Genomic DNA, 19,238 nt, shown 5'->3' with positions numbered 1-19,238 from the left:
CTTAGTTTTAAGTTCTAAGACTTAAGTTGTAAGGTTTATAGCGTCCTTATGACTTATACCTTAAGACTTACGTCTTATAAAATCATTTTCTCAATTTCTAACACTAAAATTCCTTCGGCACCGAAAGCTTTTAGTTGCTCGATGATATCCCAGAAAGTATCTTCTTTAATTACGGTGTGGATAGAAGACCAACCTTCTTGCGCCAATGGTAAAATGGTCGGTGATTTCATTCCGGGCAATAAAGTGATGATTTCTTCTAACTTATCGTTTGGCGCGTTTAATAAGATGTATTTGTTTTCTGAAGATTGTTTTACCGCTTCGATTCTGAACAATAATCGATCTAAAATTGCTTGTTTTTCAGTGTCTAAACTTTTGTTCGCGATTAAAACTGCTTGAGATTCAACAACCGTTTCTACTTGTTTTAATCCATTAGTTAATAGCGTAGAACCTGTAGAAACAATGTCGAAAATGGCGTTCGCTAAACCGATGCTTGGGGCGATTTCTACACTTCCTCCAATTTCTTCAATCTTTACATTCAACCCTTTTTCTTGAAAGAAATTTCCTAAAATACGTGGGTAAGAAGTAGCAATTTTTTTGTTTTCGAAGTACGATAAATCGGTATAGACTTCATCTTTGGGAATGGCTAAACATAATTTGCATCCCGCAAAACCTAATTGACGAACGATGTTGATGTCTTTATTTTTTTCCCACACTTCATTCTCACCTAAGATTCCGATATCAGCAACTCCTTGTTCTACATATTGCGGAATATCGTCGTCGCGTAAGAATAAAACTTCGATAGGGAAGTTTGATGATTCGGTTCTTAATTTTCGACCACTTGCAGAGATTTTAATCCCACAATCTTTTAATAATTCTAGGGATTTTTCACTTAATCTTCCGCTTTTCTGAATGGCAATTTTTAATTTACTCATTTTAATTTTATTGTGAAGTCTGAGTAAAAAAGCGGAGAGTGAAAAGATAGAAATAAAAAAAACCGACTGATTTACTCAGACGGTTTCATTAATATTTTTAGTTCACTTCAAAATACAACAAATCAGGCCGCCTAAAAGGAGCTATGATGATGATGTACATGATGTTTTTGAGTGAATGACATATTCTTTATTTGTGTTTACAAAATTAGAAAGGATAATTTAATTATGAGTTATAAAATTTAAATATTTAATAAATTTTGTATTTAATAGGGTTTTGGCTGATTAATTTAGATAATATTTCTATTTAATTAAATTTTTATAGAAAAATATCATATCAAATAAACGACTCACAATTAGGTATAATTATTGGAGATATTACATTAATTAAGTAGAATTACTTTACTTTGTAGAATATTTAAGAAATCTTGAATTTTTAGATGTTAGAAAAAAAAGAAGCAAATTACGAAAGAGTAGTTTTAGTAGGATTGGTAACACAAAAGCAATCTGAAGAAAAACTAACTGAATATATGGATGAATTAGAGTTTTTAACTTTTACGGCTGGTGCTGAAGTTGCTGCTCGATTTATTCAAAAAGTAGATAAACCAGATCCAAAAACTTTTGTTGGAAGTGGTAAATTAAATGAAATCTTAGATTATGTAGTTGAACATAATATTGATACTTTAATCTTTGATGATGAATTAACACCATCACAATTAAAAAATATTGAGAAAGTTGTAGAACGTAAGGTGATTGACCGTACGCAGTTGATTCTTGATATTTTTGCGCAACGTGCACAAACATCGTATGCCCGTACCCAAGTAGAATTAGCACAATATCAATATTTATTACCTCGTCTTACGCGCATGTGGACTCACTTAGAGCGTCAGCGTGGTGGAATTGGGATGAGAGGTCCTGGTGAAACTGAGATTGAAACGGATAGACGTATTATTCGTGATCGAATTACATTATTAAAGGAAAAACTAAAAGTTGTTGATAAACAAATGGCAACGCAGCGTAAAAATCGCGGACAATTAGTTCGTGTTGCGTTAGTTGGTTATACGAATGTTGGTAAATCAACATTGATGAATGTTTTATCTAAATCTGAAGTTTTTGCTGAAAACAAATTATTTGCAACCTTAGACACAACTGTACGTAAAGTTGTTGTTGGTAATTTACCTTTCTTGCTAACTGATACTGTTGGTTTTATTCGAAAATTACCTACACAATTAGTAGAATCATTTAAATCTACGTTAGATGAGGTTCGCGAAGCTGATTTATTGGTGCATGTTGTAGATATTTCTCACGAAAGTTTTGAAGGTCATGTAGATTCTGTTAATCAAATCTTAGCTGAAATTCAATCTAACGACAAGCCAACAATTATGGTTTTTAATAAGATTGATAATTTCTCATATACTCCAAAAGAAGATGATGACTTAACGGAAATGAAATTCGAGAATTATTCTTTAGAAGATTGGAAACGTACTTGGATGGCGAAAACAGATTACAAAACTTTATTTATTTCGGCAACGGAAAAAGATAATTTAGAGGATTTACGCAAAACAATTTACGATGAAGTAAAAGATATTCATACGAAGCGATTCCCATACAATAATTTCTTATTTCAATATTACGAAGAAGAAGATATGACTGAAGAAGAATAAAATATTTATAGAAGAGTTCAAGAAATTGAACTCTTTTTTTTGTTCTTGAATTTGACAAATCATTTCATGAATTATCAATATTTAAAGTTTACAGAAATGAAGATAAAATTTTAATAAATTCTTCCCTTTGCTCTATAAAAGCCACATGTCCACAATCAAGTTTTTCAACTTTAATATTTTCTTTTTCAGGAATTACAGTTTCAAACAAATCAACATCAATCGTAGAATCTTTAGAACCATTTATAATCAAGAAAGGTTTATCAATATCATAAAAAACATGTGTACGATCTGGTCTCTCTCTCATACCTCGTAAAGTAGCTTCAATTCCTTTAACAGAATTTTCAAGTGCGATATTTTTTAATTCATTTATTTCATTTTCCAACTGAAGTTTCAATTCTTCAGCGAAAAGCATTGGGATACTTAATCGAACAAATAGGGGATAATTTTTTTGAATAGTTGGGATTACTTTTAATCGTTGTTCCTTTTTCTCCTTGTTATCTGGTAACGAAGTTGAATTTACTAAAACCACTTTATTAACAAATTGTGGATAACCTTCGGCAATGGCTAAACTAACATATCCGCCCATTGAATGACCAATAAAAGTAGCATTCGAAATTTTCAGAAATTCTAAAACTTCAATTACTTTTTCAGCCATTATTTCAATGGTATTTATGTCTTGATTACTTTCACTTTTTCCGTGTCCAGGTAAATCAATTGTTATGACTTGGAATGTTTTTGAGAATTCTGAAATAAATGAATTCCAAATGTTAGAATTTTCCATAAATCCATGCAAAAAAACTACAGAATTACCTGTTCCTTCAGTCGTGTAATGTAACATTTAGATCTAATTTTAATCAAAATTACATTTAAATCTTTAATTATAAATCGTAATAATTAAACTTTCGTTTTTGTACTTTTGAAACAAATTTTTTAAAAATGATTACAATATCACAAAGCTATACTTTACAAGAGAATGTTGTTTTTATGCTTGATAAATCAGCTGATTTTAAAGTTGAAAATAACGAATTGATTCAAAATATTATTGAAGAATTTAAACAAGGAGAAGCAAAATTTGATTTTATTAAATTAGGAAAACAAACAGTTTTTTTAGTTGATGAAAACCAAGAGTTAGAACCTTTGCGTGTTGCAGGATTTTCAATTAGACAACAATTAGATAAAAAAGCAACTAAAATAACTTTAGTAGGAAATGGTGCAAAAGTGTTGTCGGTTGCAGAAGGTTTAGAATTATCTAACTATCAATTCTTGAAATATTTTAAAGATGCAGATGAAAAAGAATTTGCATTGAATGAAGTTTCAATAGTTGGTGATGTTACAGCTGAACAAGTTGCTGAGCTGAACAATATCATAAAAGCTGTTTATTGGGGAAGAGATATGGTGAATGAGCCAAACTCTTATTTGACTTCATTACAATTGGCGAAAGAATTAGAAGAGATTGCGAAAGAAGCTAAAATTAAAATTGAAGTTTTACATAAAGATGAAATTGACAAACTGAAGTTAGGTGGATTATTAGCAGTGAATAAAGGTTCTGTACAACCGCCTACTTTTACAATTTTAGAATATAAACCAACAAATCCTCGCAACGAAAAACCAATTGTTTTAGTTGGGAAAGGAATTGTATATGATACTGGTGGATTATCCCTGAAACCTACACCAAATTCGATGGATCTTATGAAATCTGATATGGGTGGAGCGGCTTGTATGGGTGGAGCAATTTATGCTGCAGCATTAAATCAATTAGATTTACATCTTATCGCTTTAATTCCTTCTACTGATAACCGTCCAGGAGGAGATGCTTATGCTCCGGGTGATGTGATTACGATGTATGATGGAACAACTGTTGAGGTATTAAATACAGATGCGGAAGGGCGTATGATTTTAGCAGATGCAATTGCGTATGCGAATCAATATGAGCCAGAATTAATTATTGATGCAGCAACATTAACAGGAGCAGCTTTAGTTGCAGCGGGAACTCGTGCTACTTGTATGATGAGTAATGCAAATGTTGAGATTAATTCTAAATTAAAAACTGCTGGAAACGAAGTGTATGAGCGTTTAGTTGAATTACCACTTTGGGACGACTATAAAGAGCAAATTAAATCTCAAATTGCAGATCTTAAAAATATTGGTGGAAGCTATGCAGGTACAATTACTGCGGGTAAATTTTTAGAGCATTTTACAACTTATCCATTTATTCATTTAGATATTGCTGGGCCTGCGTTTACAACTGCACCAGAAAATTACAAAGGAAATGGAGGAACTGGTGTTGGAATCCGTTTGCTAAACCAATTTTTCAAGAAATATTAAGCATGATTTTTTAAATCAATTATAAAATAAAACGCCTCGGATTTCTCCGAGGCGTTTTTTATTTCAGATGATATCAAATTTTATTTTTTGATAATCTTAACTGTTTTAGATGATCCGTTTTCGAAAGTAACTTTAACCATATAAACACCTGCAGTTAATTTTGCAGTATTTAATTGATAAGTTTTTCCTCCAACTTTAACACTATTTACAGTTTGACCAGCTAAGTTATAAACTTCAATATTTGCAATTGTTTGCTCACCTTTGAAGTTTAATTCGTTTTGAACTGGATTTGGATAGTAAGCGAAATTCGCTTTATTCATATCACCAACAGCTAATTCTGTACATTCATTAGCGAAACAGAAGTTGTCGATTGATAATGGAGGTTGAACTCCGTCTGAAGCATCATTTTTCCAGTAGAATAATAAACGAACAGTTTGTCCAGCAACAGCTGATAAATCAACTTGTTCATTTAATACTGCAGTTCCGTTAGATAAATTAAGTTTAGTTGAACCGAAATACTGACCTGTGATAGTACCTGTAGAAGTAATATTAGTAGCATTATTAGGAACGTATGAAGTAGGTACGATAAAGAAACGACCGTAATCATATGTTGTTTCACCTGTAGCAGTCCAGTCAAATTTAACGTTTGCAGTTGTAATATCAGTAGGTAATTCAACGTCTGCATAAGCATAAGCTCTACTTGTAGCTTCTACATTATAAGTGTTAGTATTACCATTTTCAGAAATAAATAATTTACCATTATCAGAACCTGATGGAGTTCCTACATTGAATTTATTAGTCTCATTACCATTAACTAAATTCCATTTTAATGTTTCGAAATCATCAGTAAATGGATAAGCTTGTGGTGTTGCATTTGTAGTAAATGAAGGTCCTTGGTACCAATTATCTCCTGAATCACAATCAGATTTCATCCACCAGTAGTATGTAGTAGCTGAGTTTAAATCTGATAAATTTACAGTATTTTCTGTAGTAGAAACTCCTGTATCACCAGTCGGTGCTTCATTAGTTGTAGAAACTACATAAGAATATGTATCTGAATTTCCTGTCCAGCTGATTGTAGCTGCGTTATAAGTAACATTAGATGTTGCTAAATTAGTTGGAGTTAAACAACTCGGAGCATAATCAATAGCAAAGTTATCAATTGTTAATGCAGGTGGATGTGTTCCTGAATCATTTTTGAAATAGAAAACTAAACGAATTGTTTGTCCAGCGTACGCACTTAAATCTACACCTTCGTCAATAAATGTGTGTTTGATGTCTTCGAATGCACCACTATAAGTATGTGATGGATTATAAATTAAATGCGGATGAACTGTATTAAATTCATTAGAAACTATATCTCCAGGTATGTAAATAGAGTTAACTCCATTCATAATAATTGGATTCGCTTCAGTATCAATGCTAGTACCTGCTGTAGGTATTGCAGAAGCTGGCATGATAAAGAATCTTCCATGATCCCATGGTGTACTAACAGTTCCTTCTCCTTTAAAAATCCAATCGAATGTAATTTTTGCTAAAGTTAAGTCAGCAGGTAAAACTACATCACGATAAGCGTAAATTAAAGATCCTGTTCCAGAATATGTGTTATCTGTTCCATTCTGAGAAACAAATAATTTATTATCTGCATAAGTTACATTATTAGCCTCTGCAGGTGTACCAATGTAGAATTTATTTGTTTGTGATCCGTTAGCGAATACCCATTGAGGATTGTCGAAATTATCAGCAAATGGGAATGTTGCTGGCACTTGTGCTGTTTGGAAAGAAGAACCTAACCAACTAGATTTATCATCTTCACCACAAACTGTTCTAACCCACCAATAGTAAGTTGTCGTACTATCTAATCCAGTTATTTCAGCTGTATTTCCACTTACTAAAGTTCCTGTAGCTGATGCTTCTGGAGCCGTGTTAGTTGTAGAATAAATATACTCAAAATCTGTTGCAGTTGATGTCCAACCTATTGTAGCACTAGATGTAGTGATATTTGTAGTTGTAGGAGCCGTAGGTGCAGGACAAGAAATTGTTGTTGTGAATGTTAATGGGCTAGCAGTCCATTCTGATTTACCAGCGTCAGAACAATCTGTTTTAGTCCAAACATAATAAGTAGTTTCAGGAGTTAAATTAGCTAAAGAAATTGTAGTTTCTGTAGTTGTTCCTGAAGCTTCTGTAGTTTCTGTAGGAGCAGTTGCTTCTGTAGAATAGTAGTATTCATATCCATTAACATCAGATGTTGAAGCTGTCCAAGAAATATCAGCAGTTCTAGCTTCGACATTAGAAGCCGTCATCTGAGTAGGAGCTAAACATGATGGAGTATAATCAAATACAAAATCATCAATAATTAATGATGGCGCATTTTGTGTAGAACCATCAGATCTGAAATAGAATAATACACGTACAGTTTGTCCAGCATGAGCTGATAAATCAATCGCATTGTTTTGGAAAACATTAGCTTTCTCTTCATATGCTCCATTAAACACAGTATTAGCAGCAGCAACATGACTCATTAAATGTTTGAAATCTCCCGATAAATATGGATTTTCATTAAATGAGAAAATATTATTTAAAGCTGTTGGATCTTGTGTTAATGGAGTGGTCGTTTGTAAAGTAGATGTGATAGGTACAATTAAAAATCGTCCGAAATCCCATGCATATGTAGTTCCTTCTCCTTTAATTAACCATTTGAAGCTAACTTTAGCAGTAGTAATATCAGCAGGTAAAGTAACGTCTCTATAAGCGTACGCGATTGAATTTGATTTATAAACAGGACTTAAGTTATCTGTTTCAGATGAAACAAATAATTTACCATTAGCAAATGTTAAATTCGCAGCAGTAGTCCCAGTTCCAATTGTCAAAGAAGTTGGAGTGTCTATATAGAAAGTAGATAATTGATTCGTTGCTGTAGAGTTTGATAAAATTCCCCATCCATTATTAGCACCATCAAAATTGTCTGTAAATGGGAATGTAGCTGCTAATTGTCCAGTTTGGAATGTAGTAACTGAAGTCCATTCAGATTTATCAGTATCAGAACATACAGATCTAACCCATAAATTGTAATTTGTTGTTTGAGATAAATTACTTAATGTAGCAGAAGTTGTAGTTGTTGTTCCAGTAGCTGTTGTTGTAGCTGTTGGAGCTGTTGCATCTGTAGAAATGTAATATTCGTAGCTTGATGCTTCTGTCAAAGCAGCTGTCCAACTAGCTTGTGCAGTATTATGTGTAATGTTAGACATTGTTACTGCCGAAGGAGGTAAACATGTAGGAGCTAAATCGACGATAATATCATCTAAGTAAAGATAGAATTGATTTGCAGCTGAATATGAGTGAAAGCCGATGTAATAATTTCCAGATGTTGTAACTGTGAAATATTTCTCTACACTTATTGTGCTTCCGTTAGCTCTAAATACACCATGATCAAAAATAACTTGGTTCATTGCAGAACTATTTTGCTCCTGACCAATGCTAACTTTTAATTTTTCATCATAACCTCCTGTTCCAGTTTTGTAGCGTATTCTATAGTTTACTCCAGCTTCTAAAGCTAAACCTTTAGTAAAGAACCAATCATTAGCAGCGTTTGTAGATTGATATCTATATCTTAGATATGGTGCAGTGAATCCTGATTGGCTTGATGTAAGAATTTTCCAAGTTTCAGAATCGTTATTAGTATTTTCAACTAAAGTACACTCGCGTACGTCAGTTGTTAGTTCTGAAAAATCTTCAGTGTATGGTATCGGATTGTTGGCACATGGATCAGTAATACCTGTAACTTCTACATTATCAATAGAAAATCCTAAGTTATCTCCAGATCCACCTTGTAAACGTGCGGTAACCCAACGAAATTGTACGTTTTCTTTAAACGCAACTTCTGCAGGAAGACTAATTTCTTTCGTACGAGTTTCAACTACATTTGTCCCAGAATTGTTCGTTCCAGAACCAGCACCAGTAAAAATTTCTTCTGATTCCGTTATAGGTGTAAAATCACCTTCTGTACCAATGCGATATTGTAACTGTACTGCTAAAACACGATCACTATTAACACGTTGTAAATTAATGTCGTATTTGATTTTAATCTGTTGACGATCTAAAGTACTAACTGCTAAAGCAGGAATTGTTCTAGTTGTTGTTGTGTTTAAGAATCCTAATCTTTGCCCAATGTTTCCAATATGTGCGGCACTTGTTGAATTTGAAAGATTAGATGTATAAAACGCAAAATCTGCAGAAGGTGAAACAATCTCAAAGTTTCCCGAAATGTTTCCGGCAATTCTCCAACCTTGCCAACCAGCAGGGTAAGCATTTGTTAAGTCATTAAAATTTTGTGTGTATGGAACCGGTTGAGGTGTCGGATTTGTTTGTGCAAGAGCACCAGTCATACCAACCCCTGTTAATAACAGAGTCCCTACATAGTTTCTAAATGATCGCTTAATTAGGGTTTCGAACGAATCCGAACCTTTATCACGCGTCATTTTAGAAGATGTGTAAGTTTTCTTCATAAAATATGTGTTAATTAAATATTAGTGTTGTTTCAAATTTAGTTAAAAATTTAACATTTTATAAGTTGAATATTAAATTTATTATCAAATAAATTTGAGTTTTACAATAAATGGTTGGATTTAGTTCAAAAAAAAAGAGTTTCAAATTAATTTGAAACTCTTAAGTTTTTAATATATAGAACCTTATAAAATAACGTGTCCTAGCTTTGTTAATTTTTGATGGTCTAAAATTTTAATTTTACGACCTTCAACTTCAATTAGTTCATCTGTTTTAAATTCTGATATTAATCGAATAGCAGACTCAGTTGCAGTACCAATTAAGTTGGCCATTTCTTCTCTTGTTAAAGAAATATTGATGAATCCATCTTTATCAGTACCTAATTTTCCTTCTAATAACAATAAAACTTCAGCTAAACGTTCGCGAACAGTTTTTTGTGCTAAATAGGTAATTGTACGTGCGTATTCGCCTAAATCTTTTGCAATTCGTTGTAGAATATCGAAGGCTAATTTTGGATTAAATTCTAATAATTTTAAAAAGAATTTTTCAGGGATGTAATAAATTTCAACCGGATTCATAGCAGTAGCTGATGCACCAAAAACTTCTTGGCTCAAGATAGATCTGTAACCAATAATATCTCCTGCATTCGCAAATCGTAAAATTTGCTCTTTACCATTAAAACCGATTTTAAATAATTTAGCTGTTCCGTTAATTAAACAGTAAATTCCCTTAGGTGTCGCTCCTTCTTGGATGATTTCGTCACCCTTTTTCAATGTAAGAACTCTCTTTTCTTGTTCAAATTCTATTAACTCTTCTTTCGTAAAAACGCCCAAACTATCAGGGTTCTCAAACAACATTTTGATAGATTCTAGATTTTCATTAAATTCTGACATTGCTTTGTGTTATGACTTATCTCATACAAAGTTAAGGTTATTTCTGATAAAAGGAAAGTAATTTTGCAAAAGAATATGGCAGAGAATTGTTTCCACTGTGGGCAAGGAATTGAAGAAGAGAGAATTGAGTTCGATCAAAAAGAGTTCTGTTGTCAAGGTTGTAAGACTGTATATGAGGTCTTAAACATAAATAATTTAAGTGATTATTACCATTTAAATCAAAATGCAGGTGTTCGTCCCGATTCTCGTGGAGATCACCAATTCGACTTTCTAAACACCAAGGAAATCTTTGACAAAGTCGTAGATTTTTCTGATGATGGTATTTCGGTGGTCTCATTCGAGGTACCTGTAATTCATTGTACATCGTGTATTTGGTTATTAGAGAGTTTAGAAACCATTAATCCTTCGATTATTTCTTCAAACGTAAACTTCACGAAGAAAATCGTACAAATTACTTTTAGACACGAAGATTTAAAATTAGGAGATTTAGCAAGGTTGATGACCAATCTTGGATATAAACCATCTGTTAATTTAAAATCGATTGATAAAAAAGAAGGTTCTAAAACCGACCGTTCATTAGTTAGTAAACTTGTTGTCGCAGGTTTCGCTTTCGGAAATATCATGTTGTTATCATTTCCAGAGTATGTAGAGTTTTTTGGAGACGTTAAAGAATCGTGGTTGGAAGAGAACAAAGAATACTTTAGATGGGCCATGTTTTTCTTATCATTACCTGTTTTCTTTTACTCATCAACTGATTATTTTAGATCAGCATGGCAAGGGTTAAAAAATAAATATATCAATTTAGATATTCCGATTGCTTTAGGAATTATCGTGATCATGTTTAAATCGACTTATGATATCATTTTTGATTTATCACCAGGTTATTTTGACACGCTTGCTGCCTTGTTGTTTTTAATGTTAACAGGAAAATGGTTTCAACAACAAACAATCAAATCGTTAGCTTTTGATCGTGATTACAAGTCATTTTATCCAGTTGCAGTTGCACGCCTTGAAGATGGAGTAGAACAACCTATTTTATTATCTGAGTTAAAGAAAGGAGATCGTATTTTAGTCAGAAATGAAGAAATTATACCTGCTGATGCAATCTTAATTCGAGGCGAAGCTATGATTGATAATTCATTCGTTACAGGTGAATCGCGTTTGATTCCGAAAAAATCGGGAGATAAGATTTTTGCTGGAGGAAAACAATCAGGTCATGCGATAGAATTAGAAATTGTTTCAGAAGTAAATCAAAGTTACCTAACACAGTTATGGAATAATGATGCTTTTAGTAAACAAGAATCTGAATTAAATGCGTTTACAAATCATATAAGTCATTATTTTACGTTAATCATTTTAGGAATTACACTTTTATCAGCTATCGCTTGGTGGTTTTTAGATGCTTCATTAATTCTAAAGGTAGTTACATCTATTTTAATTATTGCTTGTCCTTGTGCATTAGGGTTATCGTCGCCTTTTATTTTGGGTAACATAATGCGTGTTTTTGGGAACAAGAAATTTTATGTAAAGAACACCGCTACCATAGAAAATTTAGCAAAAATTACGGATGTCGTATTTGATAAAACAGGTACAATTACTGAAAGTGATGATGCAAATATTTCTTACGTTGGTAAAGAGTTAACAAGCGATTTACAAGTGTTAGTGCGTAGTTTGTTGCGAAATTCTAATCACCCGTTGAGCAGAACTTTACATCGAAAATTGAATGTGAATGATCATGCAAATGTGCAAGATTATGAAGAAATAATTGGGAAAGGGCAACAAGGGAATGTAGATGGTTATTTTATTAAAGTAGGTTCCAGAAGTTTTGTAAATGCTGAAGGGAATTCATCATTAAATCAAACAGAGGTTTATATTTCCATTAATCACGTGGTTTATGGAAAATATATTTATAAAAACAGATACAGAAAAGGATTAAATTCTCTAATTTCTAAATTAGAAGGTTATAATTTACATATTTTATCAGGTGATAATGATTCTGAAAAAGAATTTTTACAAGGAATTTTCCCTAAGAATACTTCTTTTATGTTTAATCAATCGCCGACAGATAAATTAGAATATATTAAAAAGTTAGAAGCAGAAGGTAAGAAGGTTCTAATGTTAGGAGATGGTTTAAATGACGCTGGAGCTTTAAAACAAAGTACAGTGGGTGTAACCATTTCTGATGATATGAATAGTTTTACACCATCTTGTGATGGGATATTAGATGCAAGAAATTTCAGGTTAGTGCCTGATTTTATGAATCTTTCAAAACAATCGATGCGATTAATTTTGATTGCATTTATAATTAGTTTTGCATACAATATCATCGGATTAGCTTTTGCAATTACAGGTAATTTAGAACCTGTTTATGCGGCCATTTTGATGCCTGTAAGTTCGGTTTCAGTTCTTTTATTTGCTACGGCGAGTACAAGATTAACCGATTATTTACACAAATGGAATTTAGAATGATTTTAAATTAGATTTCAAAAATAGCCTCTGACTAAAATCATTGTGATAAGAAGCTGAGGCTTTGTAATTTTGTAGATGATATGGGGATATTATTATTAATGATAATGGTCAGCGTCTCGTTAGGCGCAATCTTTCTTTTATTCTTTTTTGTAGGATTTAAGAAGGGACAGTTTGATGATGATGAATCACCAGCAGTCAGAATGTTAAAAGAGGATAAAAAAACTAAAGATAAAATCGACTCATAATGCAAATGCAGACTTTTAGTTACGACAATAAGATCGTAAAGTATTTCGTTTATGCCACATTGTTTTGGGCAGTTATGGCATTTTTCTATGGAGTTTTAGTAGCAACTTTGCTTTTCTTCCCAACTTTACCAGAAGTTCTTTTTGGTACAGATGATCCAACGGTTAGTGGATCTGGGGCAGGAATTCAAGGTCTTGTAGACTCTCAAGGGAAATTAGGATTTGGTAGGCTTCGTATGATTCATACTACGTTAGCAATTTTCGCTTTCGTTGGTAACAGTTTCTTCAGTGGAGCGTACTATTCAATCCAAAGATTGTTAAAAACTAGAATGTACAGTGATGTAATGAGCTGGACAATTTTCTGGGGATGGCAATTATTTATTGTAGCGTCTTTTGTTACATTCACGTTAGGGTACAATACTTCAAAAGAGTATGCTGAACACGAATGGCCAATTGACATTTTAATCGCATTAGTTTGGGTACTATTTGGTGTTCAAATGTTCTTAACTATTGCAAACCGTCGTGTACGTCACTTATACGTAGCGATTTGGTTCTTTATCGGTACTTGGGCTGGTATTACAATGTTACACGTATTCAACAACTTAGAATTACCTGTGTCATTCAACCCATTAGCACCAAAATCTTATTCAATTTATTCAGGTGTACAAGATGCCTTAGTACAATGGTGGTACGGACATAATGCTGTTGCATTTTTCTTAACAACACCAATCTTAGGTTTAATGTACTACTTTGTACCCAAAGCGGCTAACAGACCTGTATTCTCGTACAAGTTATCTATTATCCACTTCTGGTCATTAATTTTCATTTACATCTGGGCAGGTCCACACCACTTATTATACACTGCGTTACCAGGTTGGGCACAAGCTTTAGGAACAGGATTCTCAATCATGTTAATCGCTCCATCTTGGGGAGGTATGTTAAATGGATTATTAACATTACGTGGTTCATGGGATAAAGTTAGAGAAAATCCTATCTTAAAATTCTTCGTAGTAGCATTAACATGTTATGGTATGGCTACGTTCGAAGGGCCTTTATTAGCTACAAAAACATTAAATAAAATCGGTCACTTTACTGACTGGGTTCCTGCCCACGTACACGTTGGTACATTAGGATGGAACGGATTTATGGCATTTGGTGTAGTTTACTACTTAATACCTAAATTATTTAATACAAGATTAGCTTCTATCAAATTAGCTAATGCACACTTCTGGATTGGTACTTTTGGTATTTTATTTTGGGTTATCCCAATGTATGTTGCAGGTTGGACACAAGGTTTGATGTGGAAACAATTTGCAGAAGATGGTACATTAGAGTACGGTAACTTCTTACAAACTGTTACGATCTTAAAACAATGGTTATATCCATTACGTGCTTTTGGTGGTACATTATATTTAACAGGAGCAATCTTGATGATTATCAATGTTATTAAAACTGTTAAACAAGGATCATTCGTTAGTAACGAAGAAGTTTCAGCTCCTGCGTTAGCTCCTAAATCTGCAGCTCGTGCTGAAGGTGAAACTGTTCACACTTGGATTGAGCGTATGCCTATTGTTTTAACTGTAGGTTCAGTTTTAACTTTAGCTGTCGGAGGTTTAGTAGAAATCGTTCCAACGTTAACTGTAAAATCAAACATTCCAACTATTGCAAATGTTAAACCTTATACAGCATTAGAGTTAGAAGGACGTGATTTATATATTCGTGAAGGATGTAATGCTTGTCATACACAAATGATTCGTCCATTCCGTGACGAGGTAAAACGATACGGTGAATACTCTAAAGCTGGAGAATTTGTTTACGATCACCCGTTCTTATGGGGATCTAAACGTACAGGTCCAGATTTACATCGTGAAGGAGGTAAAAATCCTGATGCATGGCACTATAAGCACATGTGGAATCCACGTGAAACATCTGATGGATCAATCATGCCACGTTACCCTTGGTTAGTTGAAAATACTTTAGACGAGTCTTTAACTAAGGATAAAATGAAAGCAATGGTTACTTTAGGAGTTCCTTACGAGCAAGAAGATTTTGATAGTATGAGAGTTTCTATGGATCGTCAAGCGTTAGCAATTGAAGCAAGTATCTTTAAAGATGCACCAGATTTAAAAGAATTATGGGCTAATAAAGAGAAAGAAGCAAAAGCTGCTGGTAACGAATTTGTTCCATTACACAAACGTGAGATTACAGCTTTAATCGCTTACTTACAACGTTTAGGAACTGACATCAGTGCAGATCAAATTGAAACAGCTAGTAATTAATGTTAAAATATTATAAGGAGTTTTTCTCTGATTATGATAATGCAAGTTTGTATCAAACTTTAATCCTTTTGGCTTTCATTCTTTTCTTTGTAGGTTTATTCTACATCGTTTGGACGAAACCAAAAGGTTACTACAAGAACTATGAACAAGCACCATTAGATTTGGAATCAGAAGAAGAGACAAACGAAAAAAATACTATAAAATGAGACAACGTACCCCAGCTTATATATTTATTCCTTTAACAATGTTTGCTATCATTTTAGCATTCACAATGGTTACACCAGTAGAAACTGTTGCAGAACCAGGATTTAAAGGAATGGTTAACAACTTAATTACTCACTTAGGAGCTGTTGTTAAAGAAGGAATCGTTTGGGCTGTAGTAGCTATCGCTTTAGTGATGTTATTAATTATTAATGCATTAAACAAAGTTGTAGAAACTCAAAAGTTCAAAAAATTATCAGCAGAAGAACAAGCTGAATATTTAGCAGAATCTAAAATTGGATACTTTACAAGATTATTCAGTTCAGCTTCTAAAAAGCAATCTGCTGAAGAAGAAGAAGCGATCATCATCGATCACGGTTTTGATGGTATTAAAGAGTTAGATAATGCTTTACCACAATGGTGGTTATCTTTATTCTACTTTGGAATTGTTTTCTGTATTACATACATGTTAGCATATACATTTACTGATTTTGCTGATTCGGATGTAGAATATGTAGAGGAAATGGCCATTTTAGACGAAAGAGATGCTAAATGGGCTGAAGCTAACGATATTACAATTGAAGGAGCTGTAAACAAATCTAACGATCCTGCAATCGTTGAGGAAGGAAAGAAAATCTTTACACAAAACTGTACTCAATGTCACTTAGACGCTGGTAAAGGAGGTATTGGTCCTAACTTAACAGATGATTCTTGGATTAATCACGAGAACGAAGATTTATTCTTAAACATCTACGCTATCGTTTATGATGGAGCACCTCACAACCCTCAGATGAGAGCTTTCGGACAAAGAAAAGAATTATCAGGGTTAGCAATTGAAAAAGTTGCATCTTACGTTTACCACATCAACCAAGTTGAAAAAACTTTAACTGAAGCTGATGGAGCTGCTGCACCTCAAGGGGATGTTGTAGAAGCGTGGAAACAAAAATAATAATGTGTTTTACAGACATATATCATTAAGAAAGAGAGCTTATAAATAAGCTCTCTTTCTTTTTTTAATTGTAAATTTGTATAGATATAAATAGTATCAAGATGAGTATTTCAAATTCAGATAATAAGCAAGAATTTAAATTAGACGAGCATTTTGACGAAGTAAGTCAAATGAACGATGAAGTTCGTAATTCAATAGGTACGATGGAGAAGTCGGGTAAACGTAAATGGGTTTATCCTAAAAAGCCAAGTGGAAATTATACAACGAAGCGGCAATATGTTAGTTATGTATTATTAGCAATATTGTTTATTACTCCTTTTATTACATTACCGAACGGAAACCCGTTATTTAAGTTTGACATTATTAGTAGAGAATTTGTAATCTTAGGTTTTCCATTCTTTACATCTGATTTCTTTTTACTAGCAATCGGAATGATTACTACAGTCATTTTTATTATTCTATTTACAATGGCATATGGACGACTTTTCTGCGGATGGGTGTGTCCACAAACAATCTTCTTAGAGATGGTTTTCCGTCGCATTGAATACGCGATAGAAGGTGATCGTGCAAAGCAAATGCGTTTGGATAAACAAGAATGGGATGAAGAAAAAATCAGAAAGAAACTTTTAAAATGGACAATATTTGCGGTTATTTCATTCATAATTTCTAATGTTTTCTTAGCTTATATCGTAGGTAAAGAAGCATTAATTAATTTGATAATGGAAGGGCCAGTTGAAAACCTAAGTACATTTTTTGGATTAATCTTTTTTACAGTATTATTCTATTTTGTATTTGCATGGTTCCGCGAGCAAGCTTGTACATTAGTTTGTCCTTATGGACGTTTTCAAGGAGTTTTAATTGATTCACAAACAATCAACGTAACTTACGATTTTAAACGTGGAGAAGGTACGAATGGTCGTTCAAAATATAAAAAGAACGAAGATCGTAAAGCCGCAGGTAAAGGAGATTGTATTGATTGTGGTCAGTGTGTTGCAGTTTGTCCTACGGGAATTGATATTCGTGATGGAATCCAATTAGAATGTGTTAACTGTACTGCTTGTATTGATGCTTGTGATGATGTAATGTTAAAAGTAGGTTTACCTACAGGATTAATTCGATATGCATCTGAAGATAATATCAAGAAAGGTGAAAAATTTAAATTCACTAAGCGATTAGCTGCTTATACAGTTGCTTTAGTTTTATTAATTGGGGTGATGTCTGCATTCTTATTTAATAGATCTTTAGTGGAGTCTAAATACTTAAAAGTTCCAGGAACGAGTTATACGACTGAAGGAACTTATTACATAAATCAATTAGAATACACATTCTATAATAAGACAAATGAAGATCAATTGGTAAAAATTCAATTATTATCACACAAAAATTCTGTTGTTGAAATGTATGTAGGTGATAATAATTTACCATTAAATAAAGGAGAAATTATTCAAGGTAAATTCTATTTAAAAATTCCACAAAGTGAAGTTAAATCTTACAAAGAATTAATTGTAATTGGTTTAGTTGATCAAAACGGAAAAGTGATAGATAAATACGAAACTAGTTTCTCATCACCATATAAATAATTAAAGTATGAAATTAAATTGGGGTCATTATATAGCGATTGCATTAGGATGTTTTATGATATTCATCTTAACATTATTGTTCACAGCGAACGATTCTGGTCATGCAATGGTTACGGAGGATTATTATGAAAAGGAATTGACTTTCCAAAATGAGATTGATGCTGAAAAAAGAGCGAATACGCTTACAGAGAAACCAGTGTTAAATTCACAAGCTAATGGTATGATTCTATCTTTTCCTGATGGAATTACCCCAACTGAAGGTGAGTTATACTTAATGAGAAATAACAACGAATTAGACGATGTTCGTTTACCATTAAAATTGGATGGAAATAATAAAATGTTAGTTCCATCAATCAAATTAAAAGATGGCGAATACGAATTATTCTTAAAGTGGAAAAGCGAAAATAAAGAGTACTTGGTTAAAAAATCCGTACAGTGGATTTCACAATAATATTACTAGCACTTACAATAGGACTTACATCATCTCTACACTGCGTAGGGATGTGTGGTCCTATTGCTTTATCTCTTGGTTTGAATGCTGAAAATAAACTTAAATTTTCACTAAGAAACCTTACTTATCAATTTGGTCGTATTACGACTTACACAATTCTTGGAGCTCTTTTAGGTGTAATTGGACAATCATTTTCGTTCGCAGGATTACAAAATTATCTAAGTATTGCAATCGGTATTATGATGATTATATTAGTCATGATTCCTAAATTTTACGAAGAAGGAGCAACATCATTCAAACCGATCAATAAAATAATGTTGAAAGTAAAAATGTTGTTAGGAAAATACCTTATCAAAAAAGATTCATCATCTTTATTTACAATCGGAATTCTTAACGGATTATTACCTTGTGGTTCGGTTTATGCAACATTAACAGCAGCAATTGCTATGGGATCTATTGCCAAAAGTGCATCGTTTATGTTCTTTTTTGGAATCGGGACTTTACCTTTAATGTTTGCTACAGTTTTATTTGGTAATTTTTTATCAGTAAAACAAAGGGAAACAATTCTAAAATTACTTCCTATCATTACAATAATATTAGGAGTCCTGTTTATACTACGAGGACTAGAATTAAACATTCCTTTCATCTCTCCCAATCCAGAAGCTTTAAAACTAAATGGAATGGAAGATCATTCGATGTAATTCTTCAAAAATTTTAAAAAAGATTTATTATCATCAAATAAATTGTATTTTT

General features: G+C 32.8%; 14 protein-coding genes. 10 read left to right on the top strand and 4 right to left on the bottom strand.

Annotated elements, in window-relative coordinates:
- Window positions 1-74: 74 nt before the first annotated feature.
- Window positions 75-932 carry an ATP phosphoribosyltransferase gene (hisG, locus tag J9309_RS03570; protein WP_230477136.1) on the bottom strand — a complete coding sequence of 286 codons (858 nt, stop codon included), beginning with the start codon at window positions 930-932 and terminating at the stop codon, window positions 75-77.
- 437 nt (window positions 933-1,369) lie between these two features.
- Between hisG and hflX the strand changes: the two genes are divergently transcribed.
- Window positions 1,370-2,593, top strand: coding sequence for a GTPase HflX (hflX, locus tag J9309_RS03565; RefSeq protein WP_230477135.1), 1,224 nt, complete (start codon window positions 1,370-1,372; stop codon window positions 2,591-2,593).
- Between the two features lie 88 nt (window positions 2,594-2,681).
- Here hflX and J9309_RS03560 read toward each other — a convergent pair whose 3' ends face one another.
- Window positions 2,682-3,431 carry an alpha/beta fold hydrolase gene (locus J9309_RS03560; protein ID WP_230477134.1) on the bottom strand — a complete coding sequence of 250 codons (750 nt, stop codon included), beginning with the start codon at window positions 3,429-3,431 and terminating at the stop codon, window positions 2,682-2,684.
- Window positions 3,432-3,529: 98 nt separating this feature from the next.
- Here J9309_RS03560 and J9309_RS03555 point away from each other — a divergent pair, with 98 nt between their 5' ends.
- Window positions 3,530-4,918 carry a leucyl aminopeptidase family protein gene (locus tag J9309_RS03555; protein ID WP_230477133.1) on the top strand — a complete coding sequence of 463 codons (1,389 nt, stop codon included), beginning with the start codon at window positions 3,530-3,532 and terminating at the stop codon, window positions 4,916-4,918.
- Between the two features lie 80 nt (window positions 4,919-4,998).
- Here J9309_RS03555 and J9309_RS03550 read toward each other — a convergent pair whose 3' ends face one another.
- Together J9309_RS03550 and J9309_RS03545 are read right to left on the bottom strand one after the other, a co-directional pair.
- Window positions 4,999-9,423, bottom strand: a complete 4,425-nt coding sequence (locus tag J9309_RS03550) for a T9SS type A sorting domain-containing protein (RefSeq protein ID WP_230477132.1) — start codon at window positions 9,421-9,423, stop codon at window positions 4,999-5,001.
- A gap of 183 nt (window positions 9,424-9,606) precedes the next feature.
- A complete protein-coding gene (locus J9309_RS03545; RefSeq protein WP_230477131.1) occupies window positions 9,607-10,314 on the bottom strand; it encodes a Crp/Fnr family transcriptional regulator in 708 nt (235 codons plus the stop codon).
- Window positions 10,315-10,389: 75 nt separating this feature from the next.
- Here J9309_RS03545 and J9309_RS03540 point away from each other — a divergent pair, with 75 nt between their 5' ends.
- The 8 genes from J9309_RS03540 to J9309_RS03505 all read left to right on the top strand — a co-directional run bounded on the left by J9309_RS03540 (window position 10,390) and on the right by J9309_RS03505 (window position 19,186).
- A complete protein-coding gene (locus J9309_RS03540; RefSeq protein ID WP_230477130.1) occupies window positions 10,390-12,783 on the top strand; it encodes a heavy metal translocating P-type ATPase in 2,394 nt (797 codons plus the stop codon).
- 80 nt (window positions 12,784-12,863) lie between these two features.
- The gene (gene ccoS / locus J9309_RS03535) at window positions 12,864-13,028 is read left to right on the top strand and encodes a cbb3-type cytochrome oxidase assembly protein CcoS (protein ID WP_121934792.1); all 165 of its coding nucleotides are present in this window, start codon (window positions 12,864-12,866) and stop codon (window positions 13,026-13,028) included.
- Window positions 13,028-15,304 (top strand): cytochrome-c oxidase, cbb3-type subunit II, encoded by a 2,277-nt coding sequence (gene ccoO / locus J9309_RS03530; protein WP_230477129.1) that lies wholly within the window; start codon window positions 13,028-13,030, stop codon window positions 15,302-15,304. The genes ccoS and ccoO overlap by 1 nt, the downstream gene beginning before the upstream one ends.
- Window positions 15,304-15,510: a cbb3-type cytochrome c oxidase subunit 3 gene (locus tag J9309_RS03525; protein ID WP_230477125.1), complete on the top strand. Its 207-nt coding sequence runs from the start codon at window positions 15,304-15,306 to the stop codon at window positions 15,508-15,510. Before ccoO ends, J9309_RS03525 begins: the two co-directional genes overlap by 1 nt.
- A complete protein-coding gene (locus J9309_RS03520; protein WP_230477123.1) occupies window positions 15,507-16,454 on the top strand; it encodes a cbb3-type cytochrome c oxidase N-terminal domain-containing protein in 948 nt (315 codons plus the stop codon). The genes J9309_RS03525 and J9309_RS03520 overlap by 4 nt, the downstream gene beginning before the upstream one ends.
- A gap of 101 nt (window positions 16,455-16,555) precedes the next feature.
- Window positions 16,556-18,034: a cytochrome c oxidase accessory protein CcoG gene (ccoG, locus tag J9309_RS03515; protein ID WP_230477121.1), complete on the top strand. Its 1,479-nt coding sequence runs from the start codon at window positions 16,556-16,558 to the stop codon at window positions 18,032-18,034.
- Between the two features lie 7 nt (window positions 18,035-18,041).
- Window positions 18,042-18,485 carry a FixH family protein gene (locus J9309_RS03510; protein ID WP_230477114.1) on the top strand — a complete coding sequence of 148 codons (444 nt, stop codon included), beginning with the start codon at window positions 18,042-18,044 and terminating at the stop codon, window positions 18,483-18,485.
- Window positions 18,470-19,186, top strand: coding sequence for a sulfite exporter TauE/SafE family protein (locus tag J9309_RS03505; protein ID WP_230477107.1), 717 nt, complete (start codon window positions 18,470-18,472; stop codon window positions 19,184-19,186). The genes J9309_RS03510 and J9309_RS03505 overlap by 16 nt, the downstream gene beginning before the upstream one ends.
- Window positions 19,187-19,238: the final 52 nt, after the last annotated feature.

Source organism: Faecalibacter bovis (assembly GCF_017948305.1).
Lineage (GTDB): Bacteria > Bacteroidota > Bacteroidia > Flavobacteriales > Weeksellaceae > Empedobacter > Empedobacter bovis.
The sequence above is the reverse complement of the archived record's forward strand: the minus strand, read 5'-3'. Positions and strand labels throughout refer to the sequence as shown.

What these genes read in the sequence shown, in the direction of transcription:
- hisG (WP_230477136.1), bottom strand. Translation starts at nt 932, where the DNA reads ATGAGTAAATTAAAAATTGCCATTCAGAAAAGCGGAAGATTAAGTGAA.
- hflX (WP_230477135.1), top strand. Translation starts at nt 1,370, where the DNA reads ATGTTAGAAAAAAAAGAAGCAAATTACGAAAGAGTAGTTTTAGTAGGA.
- J9309_RS03560 (WP_230477134.1), bottom strand. Translation starts at nt 3,431, where the DNA reads ATGTTACATTACACGACTGAAGGAACAGGTAATTCTGTAGTTTTTTTG.
- J9309_RS03555 (WP_230477133.1), top strand. Translation starts at nt 3,530, where the DNA reads ATGATTACAATATCACAAAGCTATACTTTACAAGAGAATGTTGTTTTT.
- J9309_RS03550 (WP_230477132.1), bottom strand. Translation starts at nt 9,423, where the DNA reads ATGAAGAAAACTTACACATCTTCTAAAATGACGCGTGATAAAGGTTCG.
- J9309_RS03545 (WP_230477131.1), bottom strand. Translation starts at nt 10,314, where the DNA reads ATGTCAGAATTTAATGAAAATCTAGAATCTATCAAAATGTTGTTTGAG.
- J9309_RS03540 (WP_230477130.1), top strand. Translation starts at nt 10,390, where the DNA reads ATGGCAGAGAATTGTTTCCACTGTGGGCAAGGAATTGAAGAAGAGAGA.
- ccoS (WP_121934792.1), top strand. Translation starts at nt 12,864, where the DNA reads ATGGGGATATTATTATTAATGATAATGGTCAGCGTCTCGTTAGGCGCA.
- ccoO (WP_230477129.1), top strand. Translation starts at nt 13,028, where the DNA reads ATGCAAATGCAGACTTTTAGTTACGACAATAAGATCGTAAAGTATTTC.
- J9309_RS03525 (WP_230477125.1), top strand. Translation starts at nt 15,304, where the DNA reads ATGTTAAAATATTATAAGGAGTTTTTCTCTGATTATGATAATGCAAGT.
- J9309_RS03520 (WP_230477123.1), top strand. Translation starts at nt 15,507, where the DNA reads ATGAGACAACGTACCCCAGCTTATATATTTATTCCTTTAACAATGTTT.
- ccoG (WP_230477121.1), top strand. Translation starts at nt 16,556, where the DNA reads ATGAGTATTTCAAATTCAGATAATAAGCAAGAATTTAAATTAGACGAG.
- J9309_RS03510 (WP_230477114.1), top strand. Translation starts at nt 18,042, where the DNA reads ATGAAATTAAATTGGGGTCATTATATAGCGATTGCATTAGGATGTTTT.